The 2977-nt window shown below is 74.5% G+C and carries 3 protein-coding genes; 2 read left to right on the forward strand and 1 reads right to left on the reverse strand.

From position 1 onward, the window contains the following. Positions 1 to 70 precede the first annotated feature (70 nt). Entirely contained in the window at positions 71 to 625 is a 555-nt protein-coding gene (locus ACIQOV_RS35185; protein ID WP_401054908.1) for a hypothetical protein, read from the reverse strand. 473 nt (positions 626 to 1098) lie between these two features. Between ACIQOV_RS35185 and ACIQOV_RS35190 the strand changes: the two genes are divergently transcribed. Together ACIQOV_RS35190 and ACIQOV_RS35195 are read left to right on the forward strand one after the other, a co-directional pair. After that, positions 1099 to 2310, forward strand: coding sequence for a serine hydrolase domain-containing protein (locus ACIQOV_RS35190; RefSeq protein ID WP_401054909.1), 1212 nt, complete (start codon positions 1099 to 1101; stop codon positions 2308 to 2310). A gap of 112 nt (positions 2311 to 2422) precedes the next feature. Next, positions 2423 to 2947, forward strand: a complete 525-nt coding sequence (locus ACIQOV_RS35195; RefSeq protein ID WP_401054910.1) for a hypothetical protein — start codon at positions 2423 to 2425, stop codon at positions 2945 to 2947. Positions 2948 to 2977 lie beyond the last annotated feature (30 nt).

The raw sequence follows: 2977 nt of genomic DNA on the forward strand, positions 1-2977 counted from the left end.
CGATGCTGGCCGGCGTGCTGTACGGCGTGATCGCCTGGCGGCGGCCGGTGCAGCAGCGGATGCTGATCAGCTACACGCTGCTGGTCCTGGGCTGCCCGGTGCCGGTGGGGTCGGTGGGAGGCTCCGGTGCCGGTGGGGTGGACGGAGCGGGCGGGTCCAGTGCGCGGGACAGGGCCAGCCGGGCCACGACCGCGTCGGCGATCTCCTCGGCGCGTTCGGGCACGAGACCGCGCTGCTCGCCCGCCGTCAGGACCAGGGCCCGCACCTCGACCAGTTGCTCCCGGGTCAGCGGCTGGAGCTCGGCCGCGGGGGCCGGTCGCCGGAACAGCCGCCGCACCAGGCCCGTGGCCCCTCGTGAGGCGCGGTCCACGGTCGTGGCCACCATCCGCTGCGCCACCTCGTCGAGCACCAGCCACACGACGGGCGTCACCAGGGCGGCGACCTCCCCGATCCCGAACCCCAGCGGCTCGCGCCGCCCTCCACCGCGGCTCAGCCGCCGCACCACCGTGGCGTCGTCGAAGCGGCGGAGCCCCTCCACCAGGAACAGTTCCTCCGGTGCGAGGGTCTCCACGACCGATCGCACCACGTCACGCACCAGCACGGTCGGCCGGCCGTCGCCGGTCATGTCGGTTCCGGATCCCACTCGTCCCCCAGACCTTCGAGAATCCTTCCGGCTCGCACGCGGTCGGCGCGCCGGATCGTCCACTGTGGCACGGAATGTGACGGTCAGGCAGGTCTTTTCCCGAGCCTGCTCCATCTGCTCACGGAGCCTGCGGACGTCCCGATCGAGCGGGCGCTGCGGAGCCGGGCGTGACGGCCCCAGGTCAACGGGAAGCCGGATCCGCTCCCGTGGTGGCGAACCGGTCGATCTGGTGGCGCGGCAGCGGTGTGCCCTTCACTCGACGGTGGCTGCGCCTCCTGCGCCTCCTGCGCTGACGACCGGCCGCCCTCTGTGCAACCCCTCCGGGCCGACCCTGACGGAAGGTCGGGGAACGACGGCTCCCCGCCCCTGATGTCCGGGGCGGACGGGGCCGGAAGACTCGTCACCGGGCCGGGAAGCACCGGTCCGGACGACGACCATCCTGGAGCCGGACCCGCATGAACGCGCACACGAACCGCACCCGTTGGGCCGTCCTGGCCGCCGCCGGCGCCCTGGCGGCCGCGCTGACGGTCGGGGCGGGCAGCCCGGCCCTCGCCACGACGCCCTCCGTCGGCACCTCGGCGGCGGCGAGCCCGGCCGCACTGCCGCCGCTGGAACCGGCGGCGCTCCGGGCCGCCCTCGCCCAGCGGCCCGCCGCCGACGTCTCCGCCGCGTTCCTGCGGGTCACCGGTTCCGCCGGGAGCTTCGAGGGCGGCTCGGCGGAGAGCGGGATGCGGGTCGACCCGCACGGCCGGTTCCGGATCGGGTCGATCTCCAAGGTCTTCACCACGACCGTCGTCCTCCAGCTCGCCGGCGAGGGCCGGATCGACCTCGACGGCGCCGTCCGGCAGTACCTCCCGGACTTCCCCTACGCGCCGGTCACGGTGGGGCAGTTGCTCAACCACACCAGCGGACTGCCCGGCGGCTCCGACGTGCCCTGGGGTGACGGCACCACCGGCTGGTTCGCCGAGCACCGGTTCGACTCGTTCACCCCCGAGGAGGTCCTCGCCACGATGGCCGGGCAGCCGCTGGGCTTCACGCCCGGAAGCGCCCAGCAGTACAACGGCATGAACACCTTCGTCGCCGGGCTGATCGTGGAGAAGGTCACCGGCCACCGCTACGCCGACGAGCTGCGCGACCGCATCGTCCGCCCGCTCGGCCTGCGCGACACCTCCCTCCCGGACGCCGACGACCCGCGGCTGCGGCACCCCGCGACCCGCCCGTACCTGACCGTCCCCGACGCGGACGGCGGCTCGCGCCGGGTGGACGTGACCGAGCAGAGCCCGTGGCCCTGGGCCGAGGGCGGCATGATCTCCAGCGCCCCCGACCTGGACCGCTTCATGACGGCGCTGTTCCGGGGCCGCCTCCTGGCACCGGCCCAGCAGGAGCTGCTGTTCACGGTCCCGGCGGTGTCCATGGCCGGACACGGCGGCCACTGCCCGGACGGCACGGCCTGCATGAGCACGGGCCTCGAACGACTCACGGCCGGCGGCATCGTGGTCTGGGGCAAGACCGGGTCCCGGCCGGGCTCCACCAGTGGCGTCTTCGCCACCCGGGACCTCGCCCGCGAGGTCGTGTACTCGGTCGACCCGACCGCGCTGAACGGCGCCGAGACCCCGTACCTCCTCGGGCTGCTGACCACCGCGTACGGCCTGGGGTCCAAGGGCTGACGTCCGTTCTCCATCGCTGGGCCGAGGGCGGGTTGGCTCGCACGGGGGAGGCGGACGGGCCGTGCGGTGGACGTGCGGCGGGGGTGGTGTCCGGGACGGTGGAGCCATGCTGATGGACATTCCGGTGGGCGACACCGAACGCCCCGTTCCCCGTTGGGCCCTGCGACTGGCCAAGGCCCTCCCGTTGATCGTGCTGCCGCACTGCCTGTGGCGGCTGCCGTTCGCCTTCGACTTCCGGATGGGCACCGTCGACCCGGCCGCCCCGCCCTACGTCTGGTGGGCCGCCCCGTACGTGATCGGTCTGAGCGTGGTCACCGAGGCGCTGACGCTGCTGACCCTGGGGCTGGTCAGCGGCTGGGGCGAGGTGTTCCCGCGCTGGGTGCCGGTGCTGCGGGGCCGGCGGGTGCCGCCGCTCGCGGCGCTCGTCCCGGCCGTGCTCGGGGGCCTGACCCTGGTGGCCCTCTTCGACGGCATGCCGCTCGCCTGGCTGGGCGTGTTCGCGGACGTCGGCTACAGCAACGGCTGGTGGATGCTCCTGGGCCGGATCTGCACCTCGACGGCGATGTTCTGGGGCCCGATCACCCTCGCCCTCGCCTGGGCCTACCACCACCGCCGCCGGCGGCCGGGCACCGCGTGAGTCCGCCCCCGCCCCGCCCCGCCCCGCACG

This window comes from Kitasatospora sp. NPDC091257 (genome assembly GCF_044757675.1).
Classification (GTDB): Bacteria; Actinomycetota; Actinomycetes; order Streptomycetales; family Streptomycetaceae; genus Kitasatospora; species Kitasatospora lactacystinica.

Coding starts and splice junctions, on each gene's coding strand:
- ACIQOV_RS35185 (WP_401054908.1), bottom strand. CDS start 625: ATGACCGGCGACGGCCGGCCGACCGTGCTGGTGCGTGACGTGGTGCGA.
- ACIQOV_RS35190 (WP_401054909.1), top strand. CDS start 1,099: ATGAACGCGCACACGAACCGCACCCGTTGGGCCGTCCTGGCCGCCGCC.
- ACIQOV_RS35195 (WP_401054910.1), top strand. CDS start 2,423: ATGGACATTCCGGTGGGCGACACCGAACGCCCCGTTCCCCGTTGGGCC.